This is a genomic window from Arthrobacter sp. ATA002, assembly GCF_026898095.1.
GTDB lineage: Bacteria > Actinomycetota > Actinomycetes > Actinomycetales > Micrococcaceae > Arthrobacter_B.
The window spans coordinates 2,468,300-2,485,701 of record NZ_CP114015.1; the positions used below are offsets into that span (position 1 = coordinate 2,468,300).

16 protein-coding genes and 4 pseudogenes are annotated in these 17,402 nt (G+C 64.5%); 4 read left to right on the forward strand and 16 right to left on the reverse strand.

Annotated elements, in window-relative coordinates:
* Positions 1-20: 20 nt before the first annotated feature.
* From hisF to OL239_RS12285, 5 genes and pseudogenes are all read right to left on the reverse strand, one after another.
* Positions 21-789, reverse strand: a pseudogene (gene hisF / locus OL239_RS12265) (imidazole glycerol phosphate synthase subunit HisF).
* A gap of 12 nt (positions 790-801) precedes the next feature.
* Positions 802-1,647 (reverse strand): ATP phosphoribosyltransferase, encoded by an 846-nt coding sequence (gene hisG, locus OL239_RS12270; RefSeq protein ID WP_268909191.1) that lies wholly within the window; start codon positions 1,645-1,647, stop codon positions 802-804.
* A gap of 78 nt (positions 1,648-1,725) precedes the next feature.
* A complete protein-coding gene (locus OL239_RS12275; protein WP_146362223.1) occupies positions 1,726-1,989 on the reverse strand; it encodes a phosphoribosyl-ATP diphosphatase in 264 nt (87 codons plus the stop codon).
* A gap of 500 nt (positions 1,990-2,489) precedes the next feature.
* On the reverse strand, positions 2,490-2,804 hold the full coding sequence (locus OL239_RS12280) for a hypothetical protein (RefSeq protein WP_268909193.1): 315 nt from the start codon (positions 2,802-2,804) through the stop codon (positions 2,490-2,492).
* Positions 2,804-3,484: an epoxide hydrolase family protein gene (locus OL239_RS12285; protein ID WP_268909194.1), complete on the reverse strand. Its 681-nt coding sequence runs from the start codon at positions 3,482-3,484 to the stop codon at positions 2,804-2,806. Before OL239_RS12285 ends, OL239_RS12280 begins: the two co-directional genes overlap by 1 nt.
* A gap of 115 nt (positions 3,485-3,599) precedes the next feature.
* On the opposite strand from OL239_RS12285, the gene OL239_RS12290 reads away from it, so the two are divergent.
* Positions 3,600-4,118 carry a MarR family winged helix-turn-helix transcriptional regulator gene (locus OL239_RS12290; RefSeq protein ID WP_268909195.1) on the forward strand — a complete coding sequence of 173 codons (519 nt, stop codon included), beginning with the start codon at positions 3,600-3,602 and terminating at the stop codon, positions 4,116-4,118.
* A 199-nt stretch (positions 4,119-4,317) separates the two neighbouring features.
* Here the strand turns inward: OL239_RS12290 and OL239_RS12295 are convergent, their stop codons facing one another.
* From OL239_RS12295 to OL239_RS12320, 6 genes and pseudogenes are all read right to left on the reverse strand, one after another.
* Positions 4,318-5,520 carry an ROK family transcriptional regulator gene (locus OL239_RS12295; RefSeq protein ID WP_268909196.1) on the reverse strand — a complete coding sequence of 401 codons (1,203 nt, stop codon included), beginning with the start codon at positions 5,518-5,520 and terminating at the stop codon, positions 4,318-4,320.
* Positions 5,521-5,601: 81 nt separating this feature from the next.
* A pseudogene (locus OL239_RS12300) lies at positions 5,602-8,632 on the reverse strand (alpha-mannosidase).
* Positions 8,633-8,680: 48 nt separating this feature from the next.
* A complete protein-coding gene (locus OL239_RS12305; RefSeq protein WP_268909197.1) occupies positions 8,681-9,523 on the reverse strand; it encodes a carbohydrate ABC transporter permease in 843 nt (280 codons plus the stop codon).
* Positions 9,520-10,359, reverse strand: coding sequence for a carbohydrate ABC transporter permease (locus OL239_RS12310; RefSeq protein WP_268911754.1), 840 nt, complete (start codon positions 10,357-10,359; stop codon positions 9,520-9,522). Before OL239_RS12310 ends, OL239_RS12305 begins: the two co-directional genes overlap by 4 nt.
* A gap of 100 nt (positions 10,360-10,459) precedes the next feature.
* On the reverse strand, positions 10,460-11,827 hold the full coding sequence (locus tag OL239_RS12315) for an extracellular solute-binding protein (protein ID WP_268909198.1): 1,368 nt from the start codon (positions 11,825-11,827) through the stop codon (positions 10,460-10,462).
* A gap of 258 nt (positions 11,828-12,085) precedes the next feature.
* On the reverse strand, positions 12,086-12,838 hold the full coding sequence (locus OL239_RS12320; protein ID WP_268909199.1) for an SDR family oxidoreductase: 753 nt from the start codon (positions 12,836-12,838) through the stop codon (positions 12,086-12,088).
* 204 nt (positions 12,839-13,042) lie between these two features.
* On the opposite strand from OL239_RS12320, the gene OL239_RS12325 reads away from it, so the two are divergent.
* The gene (locus OL239_RS12325; protein ID WP_268909200.1) at positions 13,043-13,621 is read left to right on the forward strand and encodes a hypothetical protein; all 579 of its coding nucleotides are present in this window, start codon (positions 13,043-13,045) and stop codon (positions 13,619-13,621) included.
* 39 nt (positions 13,622-13,660) lie between these two features.
* Here the strand turns inward: OL239_RS12325 and OL239_RS12330 are convergent, their stop codons facing one another.
* The 5 genes and pseudogenes from OL239_RS12330 to OL239_RS20210 form a co-directional block, all read right to left on the reverse strand.
* A complete protein-coding gene (locus OL239_RS12330; RefSeq protein ID WP_268909201.1) occupies positions 13,661-14,218 on the reverse strand; it encodes a hypothetical protein in 558 nt (185 codons plus the stop codon).
* Between the two features lie 148 nt (positions 14,219-14,366).
* Positions 14,367-14,645 (reverse strand): hypothetical protein, encoded by a 279-nt coding sequence (locus OL239_RS12335; RefSeq protein WP_268909202.1) that lies wholly within the window; start codon positions 14,643-14,645, stop codon positions 14,367-14,369.
* A gap of 123 nt (positions 14,646-14,768) precedes the next feature.
* Positions 14,769-14,954: pseudogene (locus OL239_RS19570) on the reverse strand (hypothetical protein); the annotation flags it as partial.
* Positions 14,955-15,079: 125 nt separating this feature from the next.
* A pseudogene (locus tag OL239_RS19575) lies at positions 15,080-15,271 on the reverse strand (ATP-binding cassette domain-containing protein); the annotation flags it as partial.
* On the reverse strand, positions 15,268-15,426 hold the full coding sequence (locus OL239_RS20210; RefSeq protein WP_442864139.1) for a hypothetical protein: 159 nt from the start codon (positions 15,424-15,426) through the stop codon (positions 15,268-15,270). The gene OL239_RS20210 and the pseudogene OL239_RS19575, both read right to left, overlap by 4 nt.
* Positions 15,427-15,803: 377 nt before the next feature.
* On the opposite strand from OL239_RS20210, the gene OL239_RS12350 reads away from it, so the two are divergent.
* Complete coding sequence (locus OL239_RS12350; protein ID WP_442864140.1) at positions 15,804-16,196, forward strand: YciI family protein; 393 nt, start codon at positions 15,804-15,806, stop codon at positions 16,194-16,196.
* A gap of 35 nt (positions 16,197-16,231) precedes the next feature.
* Positions 16,232-17,371, forward strand: a complete 1,140-nt coding sequence (locus OL239_RS12355; RefSeq protein ID WP_329609213.1) for an RNA polymerase sigma factor — start codon at positions 16,232-16,234, stop codon at positions 17,369-17,371.
* The last annotated feature ends 31 nt before the right edge of the window (positions 17,372-17,402 follow it).

Genomic DNA, 17,402 nt, shown 5'->3' on the forward strand with positions numbered 1-17,402 from the left:
TGCCGCGGGCAGGCCCGGCCCTAACGGACCGGGAAACCTGCCCCGCGGATGGCCTGCTTCACCTGATGGATTGCATCGTCGGGCCCGAAATGGAACACCGAGGCGGCCAGAACCGCGTCGGCCCCCGCGATCACGGCGGCCGGGAAATGCTCGGGCGTCCCCGCTCCCCGGAAGCAATCAGCGGAACCTGCACCGCGGCACGGACGGCCTTGATCATTTCAATGTCGAAGCCCTCGCGGGTGCCGTCGGCGTCGATGGAGTTCAGCAGGATCTCCCCCACGCCGCGGTCCGCCGCCTCGCGGGCCCAGGCGACGGCGTCGATCCCGGTCCCCCGGCGGCCGCCGTGCGTGGTGATTTCAAAGCCCGACGGCGTGGCGCCGTCGTGCGTCCGCCGTGCGTCCACGGACAGCACCAGCACCTGCGAACCGAAGTGCCGGGTGATTTCGTCGATGACGTCGGGGCGGGCCACGGCGGCCGAGTTGATGGAGGCCTTGTCCGCGCCGGAGCGCAGCAGCTTGTCAACGTCCGCGATGCCGCGTACTCCCCGCCCACGGTCAGCGGAATGAACACTTCCTCCGCGGTCCGGGACACGACGTCGAACACGTTGTCCCGGTTCCCGGACGAGGCGGTGACGTCCAGGAAGGTCAGTTCGTCGGCTCCGGCGCGGTCGTAGCGGTGTGCCAGCTCCACCGGATCTCCGGCGTCGCGCAGGCCCTCGAAGTTGATGCCCTTGACGACGCGGCCGGCGTCGACGTCCAGGCAGGGGATGACGCGGATCGCAACACTCATGGCGTTCCTTCGCTAGATCCGGCAGGCGTGGATGGTGCTCACGAGGATGGCGCGGGCGCCAATGTCATACAGCTCGTCCATGATCCGGTTAGTATCGGTGCGCTTGACCATGGAGCGCACGGCCACCCAGTCGGAATCCCGCAGCGGGGAAACCGTGGGCGATTCCAGGCCCGGAGTGCGCGCAGCGGCTTCCTCAAGGAGATCGCGGCGCACGTCGTAGTCCATCATCACGTACTGGCGGGCCACCAGGACACCGCGCAGCCGGCGGATCAGCACGTCCAGCCCGGCCGGGTGTTCGGCGTCCTTACGGCCGATGAGCACGGCTTCGGACTTTAGGATCGGCTCGCCGAAGATTTCCATGCCCGCGGCACGCAGGGTGGTGCCCGTTTCAACGACGTCGGCGATGGCGTCCGCGACGCCCAGGCGCACGGAGGACTCCACGGCGCCGTCGAGCCGGACCACGGAGGCGCTGATGCCGCGTTCGGCCAGGTAGGCGCGCAGCAGGCCGTCGTAGCTGGTGGCCACGCGCTTGCCTTCAAGCTGGTCGATGGAGGTGAAGTCCCCCACCGGGCCGGCGAAGCGGAAGGTGGAGGCGCCGAAGCCGAGGCTCATCAGTTCCTCGGCGTCCACCTGGGCGTCCAAGAACAGGTCGCGCCCGGTGAGGCCGACGTCGAGAGTTCCGGCGCCGACGTACACGGCAATGTCGCGGGGTCGGAGGAAGAAGAACTCAACCTCGTTGTCGGGGTCCACCATGACCAGTTCGCGGGAGTCGCGGCGCTGGCGGTAGCCCGCCTCGTTGAGCATGGCGGAGGCGGATTCGGACAGGGCACCCTTGTTGGGCACGGCTACACGGAGCATGGGAGGCATCTTTCGCTGGAAGTCACTGTTTGTGGGGTGAGGTTTGCCGGCGGGGCCACGCACTGGATCAGCGCGTGGCTAGAGATGCTTGTAAACGTCCTGCAGGGTCAGGCCTTTGGCGAGCATCAGGACCTGGAGGTGGTACAGCAACTGGGAGATTTCTTCGGCGCATTCGGCATCGGATTCGTATTCGGCGGCCATCCACACTTCGGCGGCCTCCTCAACCACCTTCTTACCGATGCCGTGCACGCCCGACTCGAATTCGGCCACGGTGCGCGACCCGGCGGGGCGGTCCTGAACTTTCCGGCTCAGCTCGGCAAAGAGGTCTTCGAAGGTTTTCACAGTGACAAGGGTACGCTGTGGCGCGGTGTGGCGTGGAATCGGCGGAGCGGGTGTGACACTGGAACGGTCAGGACGAGTGGGATCGCCGACCAAACATGCAACCGCATTTAACGACGCACCGCGGCGGTGCCGCCTTCTGCACTCCTGGGTCCCGCACTCCTCCGGCACACCGCCGCGCTGGCGACCTCCACGAGCGCGACGGCGACGACGGGACAGCCACACGGCTGTTCGCCTTGGGCGGCCCTGGCCTCCGGACCTGGGTGAACGCGGGCACCTGACCTGGCAGGCCGCCCGGCTCAACAGCACGCCGCCGGCTTAGCGCATGAGGCGGAAGCTGGTTCGAATATCGGCTACAAGCAGTTCAGGCTGTTCAAGGAGCGCGAAGTGTCCACCCCGGGCGACTTCGTTGAAGTGGACGAGGTTGATGTAGCGCTTCTCTGCCCATCGGCGGGATCGGCGGACATACTCTCCCGGCATGACACTGAGCCCGACGGGGATGGTCAGGGTTCCTCAATGGTGCCGGGGGCAGCCCAGCCTGATTTGTTGGTTTCCCAGTACAACCGGGCCGCAGAGGCAGCAGTATTGGGAAGCCAGTACAGCATGATGTCGTCGATCATCTCGTCCAGGGTAAACAGTTTCTCGGCGTCGCCATGTTCGCCGTGGGAACCTCCAACGTCCTGGAACATGGCATATATCCAGGACGCCAGGCCCACGGGAGAATCGGTAAGCGAGTACCCGATGGTCTGGGGACGGGTTGACATCTCCTGGGAATACGCCGAAAGCACCTGCCAGTAGTAGCCGCTCTCCTGCAGCATCACCTGCTCTTCCTCAGTGGCTGTACGGGCCTCGGCATCGGTGGGCATGAACAGAGCCATGTTGAGGTGGATGCCGGCGAGGCCGATGCTTTCAGATGCCTCGAGCGCGGCGAGTTCCGCGGTGACGGAAGCGCCGAGGTCCCCTCCTGCGCAAACCAGTTCGTATAACCAAGGCGCTGCATCAGAGTCGCCCAGGCCTTGGCGGTGCGGTTGAGGTTCCAACCGGGCTCGGTGGGCTTTCCGGAGAAACCGAATCCGGGCAGGCTGGGAATAACAAGGTGGAAGGCATCCTCGGCCGCGCCGCCGTAAGCTTCAGGGTCGGTGAGTGGGCCCACTACATGACGGAATTCAAGCACGGAACCTGGCCAGCCGTGCGTCAGGAGCAACGGGCGTGCTTCCGGCACAGCGGACCGGATGTGGAGGAAGTGGATGTTGAGGCCGTCGATAGTGGTGGTGTACTGGCCCCAGCCATTGAGAAGCGCCTCGGTTTGACGCCAGTCATAGCTGGTTGCCCAGTGTTCAACAAGCGCCTTGATCTTATAAAGCTGCGGTCCCTGCGAGGTGTCTCCAACGGTCTCCCGGTCCGGCCACCGGGTATTCACGAGGCGCTGCTTGAGATCGTCCAGCTCCGTCTGGGGGATGTGGAGGGTGTAAGGGGTGATCGAGGTGTTGATGCTCATGGCGCCGTCTTTCCGGTTGAATGAAATGGGCCCGCACGCCGCGGGCAGCCCCTCATTTCGTCATGGGCTGTGATCATCTTCACACGAGACGATCTATTTCCGATACGATTTTCCAATGGAAAGTTCTGACAGGTTAGTTGCGGCGGACGCCCTTCCGGAGATCGATTGGGACGCCGGAGGAATCGAGACCGAACTCGGCTGGGCGCTGCCGGCGGTGTATCAGGGGTTTTCACGGTCCACGATCGGCGCGGTTGCCGCTGTTCCCGGCGGACCCCGGGGATATCAGGTTCTGGTTGCCGCAACAACCGAGGAGCCTTCCTCCCAGCTGGCCCTCGCTCACCGCCTCGGGATCGACAAGACCCAGATGACCTACGTGATCGACGCCCTCGAGGCAGGCGGGTTTGTAAAGCGTTGCCCCGACCCGAACGACCGGCGTGTCCGTCAGGTATACGCCACTGATGCGGGCCGCTCCTTGCTCATCTCGGCACGGAGGGCGCTGCGTGACGTGGAGAATGCCCTCATGCGGCACCTGACCGAGAGTGAGCAGACGCAGCTGCGCCGCCTCCTGGCCCGCGTTGCGCTCGGTGTCGGCGACATTGAATCCTGCCTCGCGGACCGCACCACTCTGGAGTAGTCCCCGGCAGAGCCAGGCCGCTCCCGCAGACCTGCTCCTGAGCCCGCCTGAGCCGCATCATAAACACGGTCAGGACCAAATAATGCATATCCTCAGCCCTGGCTGCACCTGGGCCCGGTCTATTTCATCGGGTCCGTTACCCGCCATCCGGTTGTCCCGCCCACCCATGATCCCCGCCCGAAAGAGCGGCTCCCTCCGTTCAGTGCTGGAGCAGCAGCCGCCGGGTATCGGGCGAAATAGCGCCGTCGAAGACCGTACAGGCGGCGCCAATGGCTCCAACATCCGTACCGAGGGTGGTGCCCTCCACCCTCGGGCCCGCCGCATGCGGAGCAACGGTCAGTTTCCGCAGGGCATCAGGCACCAGGGCAAGGTATGCCTCGGAGAGTACCGGCCAGTACGGGCCGCCGAAAACAACCCGGTCAAAATCGAGGGCATTGGTAAGCACGGACACTGCCTTCGCCAGCCGGACGGCAGAGCGGTTAATGATCGCTCCGGCTCCGGAATCATCTTGGCGGACCTTCGCGCAAAGCTCCAGAAAGGCAGCCTCGACGGCCAAGGGATCTTCTAGATTCACAGGCTGTGTCAGGACACCCGCGCCGATCGCCTCCGCAACCAGGTTTCGCGGCATGCAGGTCACGGCCACGCAGCCGCGGAGACCGCAGAAACAATCCGGACCGTCCGGGTCAACCACAATATGTCCCACCTCACCCGCATTCCGGCTGACCCCCCTCAGGACGACACCGCCGGATACAAGTCCCATGCCGATGCCCGTACCGAGGTACACGAAGATGAAGTTTTCCGGCGACTGGCTGTGGCTGCCCCAGATTTCAGCGACCGCGGTAGCCGCCACATCCTTTTCAAGCACTACCGGAAACCCTGTGGCCTTGCCAAGAGCCTCACGCAGAGGGACACGCTGCCATCCCAGCAGGTGCGGCGGGTCGACGACGATTCCGTGCGCTGAATCGATTGGTCCAGGGGAAGCGATACCGACGCCCAGAACCCGCCCGTCTTCCACTCCTGCCTCGGCCAGCAGATCCGTTACGGCCTCGACCATCGCACGGATCACCACGTCCACGTCCATCGGCTGCGGCATCCGCCGGGTTGCACGGGACACCACGCGGCCGCTGAGATCGAGAACCACGCCGGTGATCACGGCCGGGTCCAGGTGAACACCGACGGCGTACCGGGCCGAGGGTTTGAGGGTCAGCAGAGTGCGGGGCTTACCGGGACCCAGCTGGACCTTTCCGGACTCGGTGATGAGTTCCTGTTCGAGCAGTCGGCGTGCGATGTTGCTGAGGGTCTGTGCCGACAACCCCGATATTTCCGCCAGTTCCACACGGCTGAGGCCATTGGGCGACCGGCGGATCGCGTCAAGGACCACCGTTTGGTTGAAGCTTCCCATTCGAGGGAGATTTGTTCCCCGGCGACCGACAGCTCCCGGTGCAGCGCTCAGGGCAGGACCTCCGTGTAGGAATGGGCGGTTTCATTGACCGGTGACAACAAATCTTAGCGTGACAAGCTGGAATGGCCGGAGCGCGAGGTCCACCCTGTTCCCGTCTCGACGCTGGATGGCCGAAACCGGCATCCGGTTCTCCAGCAGGTTGGTCTCCACGACGTCGAAGTGCCCGAAGTCTGTGGTCAGCGTGCCGTGTGCTCTCGTCCCGTGGGCCTCGTATAGACGCACGACGACGTCACCGGAACCGTCCTCGGCCAGCTTCACGGCCTCGACGACGAGGGCAGGGTTGTCGACCCGGATCAAAGGATCGAGAACGGTCCGCGCCACCCCCTTCACGGTGCGCAGCGGAAGATTCAACCGGTAGCCCTCGGCAACGGCGTCGGGGATCCCCGCACCAAAGACCACTGAGGTGGCCATCCGGTGCTGTCCCTGATCGGCCGCCGGGTCGGGAAATGTGGGTGCCCGCAGGAGGGACAGACGCACGGTCGTCGTGGTGGCGCGGCCTGAGTCTGCGGAGCGGGTGATGTCGTGCCCGTAGGTGGAATCGTTGGCAACAGCCACCCCGTAGTCCGGTTCGCCCACGTGGACCCAGCGGTGTGCAACGGTCTCAAAGCGTGCCGCATCCCAGGACGTGTTGGCGTGCGTTGGCCGGTGGATATGCCCGAACTGGATTTCCGACGTCGCCCGCTCAGCGTGGATGTCCAGCGGGAAGGCGAGCTTGAGGAGTTTCTTCTGCTCGTGCCAGTCCACCTCCGTGCTGATCTCCAGCCTCGGGGCGCCGCTGTCGAGGCAGAGATGCTGGATTACCCGCGAGGACCCGAAGAAACGCTCGATGCGCAGTGCCTGCCCTGCCGGTCCGTCGACAATTTCCACCAATGACACATCCACGAGGTTAAGTGTGTTTCGGCGGTAGTGCTCGTCGATGTCCCAGGCATCCCACTGGGTCGGAGTATCCCGGTGCAGCTGCAGCAGGTTGGCGGCAGAGCCGGACGGTACCAGTTCCCGTTTTGCGGACTTGTCATACATTGAGCGGATAAGCCCTGCCCCGTCGACATGGATCCGTGCGTTGGCGTTTTCGAGGACATAACCGTCCCCGGTGCGTGTGACCGTACTGCTGAGCGGAGTGGGTTCAGCGCCTGCACCAAGAGCGGTCACCCCGGCCACAGGATATGGCGACGCGTTCAGCGCGGCCGACTCAGTGCCGCGGCCGAGCAGCTGATGAGCCGCAGACTCGATGATTGCTGCGAGCGCTGCGGCCACCTCGGCATAGTTCCGTTCGGCTTCCTGATAGACCCAGGCGATCGACGTGCCCGGCAGGATGTCGTGGAACTGCTGCAGAAGCACCGTCTCCCATGCCTGCCGCAACTCCTCCGCCGGGTAGGGCGCCCCGGTCCGGATGGTTGCCGTCGCCGCCCAGAGTTCAGCCTCGCGAAGCAGATGCTCGGAGCGCCGGTTGCCGCGCTTCGTCCGGGCCTGGGACGTGTAGGTGCCGCGGTGGAATTCCAGATACAGCTCGCCCGACCAGACCGGAGGCTCCGGATATTCAGCCTCCGCAGCTTCAAAAAACGCTCGCGGGCTCGACAGCTCAACGGTGGGTGAACCTTCGAGGGACCGGGTTCGGCGTGCAGCAGCGATCATTTCCCGGGTGGGACCTCCCCGCCGTCACCATGGCCAAAGGGGACCATCGACGTCGTGCCGATCCCCTTCTCGGCATACTGTCTTTCCGCCCGGGCAAGGTCCGCGGCACCCAAGTCCGAGTTGTAAGTGTCCACCGGTGGGAAATGGGAGAAGATCCGTGACCCGTCGATGCCCTCCCACCGGAAGGTGTGATGCGGCATGGTGTTCGTCTCGTTCCAGGAGATTTTCTGCGTCAGGAACCAGCGGGCACCCGCAGCTTCCATAATCTGTGGCAGGGCAGCTGAGTAACCAAAGGAATCGGGCAGCCAGACCTCTTCGCAGTCGACCCCGAATTCCCGCAGGAAGAAGCTCTTGCCCGCGACGAACTGACGGGCCAGAGCCTCCCCGCCAGGCAGGTTGGTGTCCGACTCGACCCACATCCCGCCCACCGGGACAAAATTCCCCGCGGCGACCTTTTCCTTCACCCGTTCGAAGAGCCCGGGATAGGACTGTTTGAGCCACGCGTACTGCTGGGCCGAGGAAGCGGCGAAAACAAAGTCGGGGTTTTCGTCGATGAGGTCACACACGTTGGAGAAGGTGCGGGCCACTTTGCGGACCGTCTCGCGTGTGGGCCACAGCCAAGCTGAGTCGATATGCGCGTGTCCGACGGCGCGCACGTGGTGCGCGCTCGCGGATGCGGGTTTGCCCAGCACCGGCGCGAGGACCGAGCGGCCGACGGCGGCGGTTCCGGAGACGTCGTCGGGTTCCATGGTGTCCACCATCCGGTCGAGGGCACGAAGGATTTCGGCGCGCCGCTGGGAAGATGGGGACAGTTCCCCCAACAGTCCCACGAGAGCCTCGATGTCCTGTTTGAGCTCCCATACGGGCAGGTCAAGAAGTCCGACCTCGAGCTGGGCCAGGCGGTAGAGGCGGGCTTCACCCGCAGTCGCCTTGTCTCCATAGGGGGTGGGAAGGAACAAAAATCCTGCGCAACATTCGGATTGGCTGCTGCCTCAATATAGACGTCGATTCCACCGCCGAAACCAACCTCCAGCCTGACACTCCGGTTCAGAGGTTCCACGGCCTTAATGATCGACCCCGAGGAGGAATAGACCGTCCCCTCTGCCTGGAAGCCCGGCTGCGCCCCGGTGAATCCCAGGTCGACGACGAGTTCCACCTGCACGTCCTTTTCCTCCGCCCAGGCCGTCGGCACCTTGCCTTCGGCGTGAAACCAGACGGTTTCCCACGGCCTGCCCCATGCCATGCCGGGTTCCGCCGGCCGGTAATGCTCCCCCACCGCGGCATTGAAGGGAACCGGTTCATCGGGAACTTCCCAGAAGGATAGATCGAGCGGCTCAGTACTGCGGTAGAGGGCCGGAGTCAGCCGTTCCCCCAGGAATCGCCGGACACGGGCTTCAACAAGGGCGGAGTCATAGTGCATGTGGACTGCCTTTCAGGGGGCTGGTATGCGGGTTCGGGCGCGAGAGGGTCAGCCCTTGAGCGCGCCGGCGGTTGCGAAGGATCCGCCAATGCCCTTGGTTACGAGGACGTACAGGAGGATCACAGGGATGGAATACAGCAGTGAGAAGGCCGCCAGTTCGCCGTAGGCAACGCTCCCGTACTGGCCAAAGAAGTTGAACACCGTCACGGCTGCGGGTTGCCTATGGCTCGACAGCAGCAGGATGAAGGGAATAAAGAAATTTCCCCAGGCCTGGATGAACACGAAGATGAAGACGACGGCCAGGCCCGGACGCATCAGGGGAACCACCACAGTCCGCAGCGCCTTCATCGCGCTGGCACCGTCGATCCATGCTGCCTCCTCCAGGCTGACGGGCACCGAGTCCATAAAGTTCTTCGTCATCCATATGGCCATGGGAAGGGAGGTCGCGGCCATAAAGAGCGCAACCGCAGGGACGCTGTCGAGCTGTCCCAGGCGGACAAACATGCTGTAGACCGGCACCATCATCGCGGTGATCGGCAGTCCCGTCCCGAACAGCACTGCGTAGAGGAAGGGCTTGTTGTAACGGGCCTGATACCGGGACAGGGGATACGCGGCGAGCACCGCAGCAACGACGGTGATGATAGCGCACCCGGCCGAAAGCAGGAAACTGTTCCACAGCGGCCACAGTGTCTGCTCCGGAGTCAGCACCGCGGAGAAATTCGCCAATGAGAACTGTTCGGGCATTCTCAGCGATGCACTCGCCCCAGTGTCGAGGGACGCGAGAACCAGCCACGCCAGAGGCAGCAGGAAACACGCGGCGACAGCGAGGAGCACGCCGGAGGCCAAAGCCCTGGAAGCGCTGCGCCGCGGAGTGGCGGTACTGATGCTCATGAGGAGCCTCCCGGCTTGAGGACGCGGATATAGAGGAACGAAAACACGGCGCCGAGCAGCAGCATCACCGTGGCGATGGCGGTACCGTAGCCGATTTTGCCGAGGCCAAACGCTTCCGCATAGGCAAACAGGGGCAGCGTGGTGCTGCGCTGGTTCGGGCCGCCGCTGGTCATCACGAAGATCAGGGTAAAGACCGAAAGGGTCTGCAGCGTGATCAACATCAGGTTCGTTGAAATGCTGTTGCGGATCATCGGGATGGTTACATAAGCGAGTCGTTTCCAGCTGCCTGCGCCGTCAATCACCGCTGCTTCGGTGATCTCCGGCGCGACGTCATTCAGAGCGGCCTCGTAGATCATCATCGAGAAGGCGGTGCCGCGCCAGATGTTGGCCAGGATCACTGCGATCATCGGGTAGGCGAACAGCCACTCGACCGGTTCGATCCCGGCCAGGCCTGTCAGCGCATTCAGCGTCCCATCGCTGCTGAAGAATGCGTAACAGGCAAAAGCCGCCACGATCTCCGGCAGGACCCAGGCCGCGACGACCGTTGTACCAACGACTGAGCGGACGGCTTTCGGCGCCTTGGCCATCAGCAGCGCGAGCCCCAGTCCCAAGAAGTTCTGGCCGATGACTGCTGATACCAGGAGGAAAACAACGGTCAACCAGACAGCATTCGGGAAATCCGGATCCGTCAGCAGCGCAACATAATTATCGACGCCGATGAAACGCGGTTCCGAAGCGGCACTGCCTGAGAGCGCTGCGTTGGTAAATGAGCCCCAGATGGACCACAGGACCGGGCCCAACATAAACAGCAGAAGCAGGAGAACGGCGGGCACCAGGGGACAGCCCGGCGCGCCGAACGTCCCCGTGGTGCCTTCCGGCCGGCCGGAACGGCAGAGCGTGAAGCGCGTTCCTCGACGGGATGAGTGGGTGTGGCTGTCATCCCTGGCTGACGTTCTCTTCGCCGACGAGGGAGGTCACGGCTTCGTCATACGCCGCAGCGGCTTCATCCACCGATTGTTCACCGGTCATGACCGCCTCCATGGCCTGCTGGATGTTGCCCGAAATCTCCGCATAATCGGACGTTGTGGGCCGGTAGTTGGTTACCTCCACCAAATCGCTGAAGAAGCCGCTCACCGGACTGGACTCAGTGAATTCCGGGTCTTCCGCGACATCACTGCGTACCGGAACCTGGGAGGCGTTCACGTTGTAGGAGAGGCTGTTCTCCTTGTTCAATGCCGTGCTGATAAAGTCAAAGGCCGCATCCGGGTTATCGGTGCCTGCCCCCACCGCAAGGGTCCATCCTCCGGACATGCTTGTGGCGCCGGGCTCCCCGCCGTCCTGAGTCGGCATCGGAGTTACCGCCATAACCTCGGACCATTCCGGCCATGGCGTTGGACCGTCTGCAAGCCAGTTTCCCGCGATCCACGACCCGTCGATCGACGCACCGACTTGGTTGGCCGGATACCACTCGCCGTTGAGTTGCTGGTAGTAGTTCGAATCCAGGGCTTCCGCTACTTCCGGCCCCAGCCCGCCGACGTAGACGTCTGATACGAATTGGAGGGAATCCTTGAAACCCTGTGAGCCTACAATCCACTTGCCTTCATCATCGTCATAAAGTGTGTCCTCCGTGCCGTAGAGCAGCATTTCAAAGCCCTGCATGGAGGCTGCTTCACCCATTCCTGTGCCGGAGTAGATGTTGAAGGGAACCGCTTCAGGGATTGCCGCCTTTACCGTTTCCGCTGCGGAGAGAATGTCGTCCCACGTCTTGGGTTCCCACGGTACGGGTAGTCCTGCCTGCGCAAAGACCTCTTTGTTGTACCAGAGTGCCCTGGTGTCGGTTCCCATCGGAACCGCATATGTGCTGCCGTCTGACCCGACTCCTGCCTGCTTGGCACTGTCAATGAAGCCGGTGTCCCAGTCCTCCCACTCTGCGAGGTAGTCATCGAGCGCCAGAAGGTAACCCGCTTCCGCGTCCGGCCGGACGCGGAAGCTGTCCTCGTAGAAGACATCGGGTGCTGTGTCCGGGGACCGCTGCATCAGCGCAAGCTTGGTTGCGTAGTCGTTTTCCTCGGCTTGTATCGGCTCCAGATTTACAGTGACGTCCGGGTTTGCCGATTCGAAGTCTTCCTTTGCCTTCTTCATCAAGGCATCGACTTGAATGAAGGCACTAGTCGTCTGGTACGCCACAGTGATGGATTCTCCGTCGGCGTTTTCGCTTCCTCCGCTGCCCTCAGGGGCGCAGCCAGTGGCTCCGAGGGTCAGGATGAGGATGATGGGCACTGCCCGTGAGATGGACCTTCGCATGGTGCTCCTTTGCTCCACTCGGGACCCACTGTGCCTGCGGGAGCGCTCCAAGATGAGCGGCGCCGGGACCGTGGGATACGGCGTCGGACGTGAACTGACGAACGTGCGCATAAGTAAAGCGAATGGATAAACTCGTGTCAATGGTCCGGCGGAGGCGAAAAGGGACTTGTAAGCGGTCTAGCACCTGTTGCACTTGCGGGTGGCCGGCAAAAGTCAGGTCAGTGCCTCACCGGTGGCGGGGCAAGGCGTCAACGGCAGTTACCACGGCTGGTTGGCCGGTCCGACCGTGAACTCATTGACCGTGGTGTCCGGCGGCAGAGCAAGGGCATACGCGACGACGTCGGCCACCCGCCCGGGGGCGATCCCGTACCGCTGATAGAGGGACTGCGCCCCTTCTGCCGTGTCCTTGTCGCTGATCGTGTCCAGCAGTTCCGTGTTGATGGCTGCGGGGTAGATCGTGGCCGTGCGGATGTTCGTTCCCTCGGCGGCTGACTCCATGCGCAGGACTTCCATGAAGTCGCGCAGGAACCACTTGGTGCCGCCGTAGACCGCGCCGCCCGGATAGGCCTTGAGCCCGGCGACGGAGGAGGCGGCAATGACGTGCCCGGACTTCTGGTCAATGAAGGTGGGCAGTACTGCGGCAATGCCGTTGAGCACTCCGTTGACATTCACCGCAACCATCCGGTGCCACTCGTCGGTTTTAAGCGCGGACAGCGGACTGTTGGGCATCAGCCCGGCGTTGAGGAAGACGGCGTCCAGGCCACCGAATGCCTTCTGCGCCAGCTGCACGATCTCATCGTTCTCCGCCTGGACAGTGACATCCAGGCTTTGGCTGACCGCTTCGCCGCCGTTGTCCCGGATCTGCGTGACGATCCGGTCCAGCTTGTCCCGGCGCCGGGCGCCGAGCACCACCTTGGCGCCCCTGTGTGCGAGCAGTGTCGCGGCCGCCTCACCAATTCCCGATGATGCTCCCGTGATGACAACGACTTTCCCGGCGATGTTGCTGGCCATGGTGAATCCTCATTTCGCTGCAGTCCGTGCCGGCATGCTCACCCGAAGCGGGCGGGCCGTGTACGCGGCCCGCACACCGCGTGCCCCCATCAGTCTCCCGTTCCCGCGGTGGCAGCGGGAGGGTGGAGTGGCAGAATTGTTTCTGCCGAAATCCGCCGGCTCCACCCAACCGACACCGCTCAATAAGCAAATCGAGGCCGCATAGTGACCAATGACTCCATCCCGTCCGGACACACCGAACGTCCCGAACCCACGCCGGTTCCCAACGCGGGCCGCGCGCTCACCGTATGGGAGGACGGCGTTCGGCTGGACTTCACCTTTGACGACTGTATGAAATACCACGGCCCGGGCTTCCCCGGCGGTGTCGCGCATGCCTTCGCTGCGCTTGGCCGGGCGCTGCCGGAACTCGCCGCCCGCACCCCGGGCGGCCGGGTCGAGCGCCGCGGCATCCGGGTCCGCACTCCCTTCGGCGGTCCCGGCGCGCGGGACGCCTTCGAGCTGGTGACCCGCGCGGTCACCGGGAACCGTTATGCCGTGCTGCCGGAGCTCGCCCACCCCGAGCGCGGGAACACCCTGGCCCGCTATGTGTTCGAGCTGAGCGCCGGGGATGCCCGGGTCACCTGTGTGCTCCGCGACGACGGCATTGTCGCCGACGAATTCATCGAGCTCACAGCTAGGCCGGACAAAACGGCGGCAGAACTGGCCCACTTGGAGGTCCTCAAGGTTCAAATGCGCGACCGGATTCTCGAGCGGGACCCGGACCGGGTCTACGACGTGGAGTGACCGCCGCCGCCGAGCCTTGCAGTTCCTTCCGGAAGCCGGTCAGCGCACCGTGGCCGGACGCAGCAGCAGCCACGTTCCGGCGGCGGAAAGCCCCACTGCACCCACTGCCGCGGCCGTAAGCCACCAGAGCTGGAAGACGGCGGCGATTGCGGCCGCCTGAGGCACCAGGACGATTGCTGCTACGGCCAGGGCGAGGACGACGCCGCCGGCGATGAGCTGGGGGCCGAGCGATCCAAAGCGCACCCAGGCCGCGGCAAAGACTCCGCCGATGGTGAGGGTGGCGAGGACGCCGAAGAAGACGATCGGCAGCAGGCGCAAAATGTCGCCGCCGCCGAGAACGTAGATGTCAAAGATATAGAAGCCGGCGAACCAGTGGTTCGTGGCGGTCTCCACAGCAGTGAGCACAGCCAGGATCAGGGCCACGTAGGCGGCGGTCATCGCGTTCCAGATGAGCGTCCCGGCAACGAAGGCCCGCCGGGTTGCACCCAGAGCCAGTGCGAACGGAAAAGTGGTGCCGACGCTCGCCACGCCGAGGTAGCCGAAGAATCCCAGCAAGGCGTAGACAATTCCGGGATTGCTTGAGATCCCTGGATCCATTCCGCGCTGCCCGGCTGGCTGCCGGAGCGCCAGAAGATCAGCGCGATCAGCACGGAGATGACCGCGACGACCGCGGCGATCACGAGCGGCACGATAAAGGTTTCGGTCCGCCGGTTCAGGTGAATCCTGACGGTCGGGATGACGGCGTTCATGCGTGTGCCTCTTTCCTGCCGTGGACCGGTTCCGGCGCATCGGCTCCGAACCCGGCGACGAGATCCGGCAGGGTTGCCGGCGAAACGCTGGCTCCGAGCGCCTGCGCCTGGGCCCGGAAGCCGTCGTCGGCCGCTCCGCTGATGGTGGCTGATTTCAGGGTGCCGACCGCGTGCGAAAGCAGGACCGTCCGGCCCTCCGCGAGCCGTTCGACAGCCTCCGCGGAACCGCTGACGGTGAAGGCAAGGCCTGGAACTTCTTCACTGGCGCAGTTCACGCGCACCCTGCCGCGGTCAATGATCGCCACCCGGTCAAAGAGGGCTTCGGATTCCTCGATGAGGTGGGTGGAGAGGACGACGGTACGGGGGTGTTCCGTGTAATCACGGAGAAGAACGTTGTGAAAGAGCGCCCTCGCTGTGACGTCAAGGCCGAGGTAGGGCTCGTCCAGCAGCGTGAGGGGCGCCCGGGAAGCCAGGGCCAGAACAATCGCGACGGAGGAAAGCTGTCCCCGGGAGAACTTCTTGACCGGGGTCCTGCCCGGAATACGGAATCCTCCACCAGTTCCGCGGCAATGTCCGCGTTCCAGTTCGGCGCGAACTCGGGGGCAATCCGCAGCACATGGTGCAGCCGGTAGCTGTCCGGATACCGCTGGTTGTCGCGGATGAAGCTGATCCCGGACAGGGCCGCCCGGTTTTCAAAGGGATTCTGCCCGAACACTTCCACCGTGCCCGCACTGGGCCGGTCCTGGCCGGCGAGGATCGACATGATCGTCGTTTTGCCGGCACCGTTCCTGCCGAGGAGCCCGCAGATGGAACCTTCCGGCACGGCGAGCGTGACGTCGTCCAGCGCCCTGGAGCGGCCGAAGACCCGGCTCACGGAGCGGATATCGATTGCAGTGGTCATGCCGGATCCTGTTCGTCGTCAATCATCGAATGCAGCTCGGCGGCCGGGATCTCGAGGACCGCAGCTTCCCGAAGAAGCGGCTGCAGGTACTGTTTCCGGAACTCATCGCGCCGGCGGGTGAGGAGGATCTTCCGCGCTCCGGTTGCGACAAACATCCCGATGCCCCGTTTTTGTAGAGCACGCCCAGGTCAACGAGCATGTTCACGCCTTTGCTCGCGGTGGCGGGGTTCATTTGGTGAAACACGGCGAAGTCGGTGGCCGAGGGTACCGCGGTCTCTTCGGGATAGCTTCCCGCCACGATGTCGTCAGCGATCTTCGCAGCGAGCTGCTGGAAGATCGGCCCTTCTCCGGTGAACATGGGACCAACGTAGTCCATTAGTGGACTAATGGACAGGGGTACCGGAGACAAATTCTTGGAACCCGTTGCCGGCATTGTCGAAATTCCGTCCGCTGCTTCGTCCACGGGGTGAATGCAGCCACAATGGCTGTGTTGCTGGAGACCCAGTCAATGCAGGAGAACTAGGAGACCGTCATGGCCAAGTATTTGCTGCTTAAGCACTACCGCGGCGCACCGGCACCCCTGAATGACGTGCCGATGGACCAGTGGACGCCCGATGAGGTTTCGGCCCACATGCAGTTCATGCAGGATTTCGCCGACCGGCTGCAGGCCAGCGGCGAGTACATCGACGGGCAGGCCGTCGCACCGGAAGGCACCTTTGTGCGGTACGACGGCGAGGGCCGGCCGCCGGTGACGGACGGCCCCTTCGCGGAAACCAAGGACCTGATCGCCGGCTGGATGGTGATCGACGTCGATGACTATGACCGCGCCCTCACACTCGCCGGAGAACTCTCCGCTGCCCCGGCGGCAGGAGGAAGCCGCTGCACGAATGGATCGAGCTGCGCCCGTTCCTTGCGCAGCCCATGACCATCACGGAGTAAGCGCTCCCACGAGGAACGCCCGTGGAGGAGAAACCAGTGGACGAAAACCTGCTGCGGAGCCTCACCCCGCAGGTGACCGCCGTCCTCGTCCGCCGCGGAGCGGATTTCGCAGCGGCCGAGGACGCGGTGCAGGACGCCCTGATCGAAGCCCTGCGGATTTGGCCGGAGAACCCGCCGCGGGAGCCCAGGGCCTGGCTCGTCACTGCTGCCTGGCGGAAATTCCTGGATATGGCCCGGGCACAGTCCGCCCGGAGCCGCCGTGAGCTCACGGTCGACGCCGAACCTCCGCCGGGCAGCGCGGGCGGCACCGATGACACGCTGCAGCTGTATTTCCTGTGTGCCCATCCGACCCTGCCCCCGTCGTCGGCCGTGGCCCTGACCCTGCGGGCGGTTGGCGGGCTGACTACCCGGCAGATCGCCGCCGCCTATCTGGTAGGGGAAGCGACGATGGCACAGCGCATCAGCCGGGCCAAACGCACCGTCTCCGGTGTCCGGTTTGATTCCCCCGGCGAGGTGGCTACCGTGCTGCGCACCCTGTACCTGGTCCTTAATGAGGGCTACTCGGGCGACGTGGATCTGGCCGCCGAAGCCATCCGACTCACCCGGCAGCTGGCCGCCCGCATCGACCATCCCGAGGTCCAGGGGCTGCTGGCCCTGATGCTCCTCCACCACGCGCGCCGCCCGGCAAGGATCGACAACGCCGGCCGGCTGGTGCCGCTGGGCGAGCAGGACCGCAGCCGCTGGGACACCGGCCTGATCTCCGAAGGGGTGCGCATCCTGGAGCAGGCCCTGGCCCGGGACCGGCTGGGCGAATACCAGGCGCAGGCCGCCGTGGCGGCCCTGCACGCTGACGCGCTAACAGCCGCGGAAACGGACTGGCCGCAGATCGTGGAATGGTATGACGAGCTGGTCCGGCTCACCGGCAGCCCGGTCGCGCAGCTGAACCGCGCCGTCGCCCTCGGGGAGGCGGACGGGCCGCGCGCCGGGCTGGCCGCGCTGGCGAAACTGGACCCGGCGCTCCCCGGCACACCGCCGCACTGGCGTACCTGCACGAGCGCGGCGACGAGGCCGGAACAGCGGCCCGGCTGTACGCGGAGGCGGCATTGGCTGCACCGAACCTGTCCGAGCGGCAGCATCTGGCCCGTCAGGCCGCCCGGCTAAATGCCCGGCATTGACACCACCGATCCAGCAC